General features: G+C 61.9%; 1 protein-coding gene. It reads right to left on the reverse strand.

What is annotated here, in order from left to right:
- On the reverse strand, positions 1–604 hold a 604-nt coding region (locus ATB02_RS25750), incomplete at both ends, for an Ig-like domain-containing protein (protein ID WP_198600609.1).

The raw sequence follows: 604 nt of genomic DNA on the forward strand, positions 1-604 counted from the left end.
TGTTGCTGATGCTGGCAGTGACCGTACTGGCTCCGGCGGTCTGGCTGGTGACGGAGATTATCGCCGCGCCGTCCGGCCCGGTGATAACCGTCGCGGCAACCGCTGCCCCGTTGCCCGCTGAAACGCTGACCGTCTGTCCGGCCAGCGCATTGCCGAACGCGTCGGTGACTTTCACCCGCAGCGTGTTCGCCGTCGAACCGTCTGCCACTGAGCCGTCCTTAATGACCACCAGATCCGCGATCTTCGCGGTGCTGACATCCGGGATAAATGTCACGTTCTGGTTCAGAATGCTGTTGTTGATGCTGGCAGTGACCGTACTGATGCCCGCCGTCTGGCTGGTGACGGAGATTTCCACGGTGCCGTCCGGCCCGGTGATAACCGTCGCGGCAACCGCTGCCCCGTTGTCCGCTGAAACGCTGACCGTCTGCCCGGCCAGCGCATTGCCGAACGCGTCGGTGACTTTCACCCGCAGCGTGTTCGCCATCGCACCATCTGCCACTGAGCCGTCCTTAATGACCACCAGATCCGCGATCTTCGCCGTGCTGACATCAGCAATAAACGTCACGTTCTGGTTCAGAGTGCTGTTGCTGATGCTGGCAGTGAC

It is taken from the genome of Escherichia sp. MOD1-EC5189 (assembly GCF_002966045.1).
GTDB classification, from domain to species: domain Bacteria; phylum Pseudomonadota; class Gammaproteobacteria; order Enterobacterales; family Enterobacteriaceae; genus Escherichia; species Escherichia coli_F.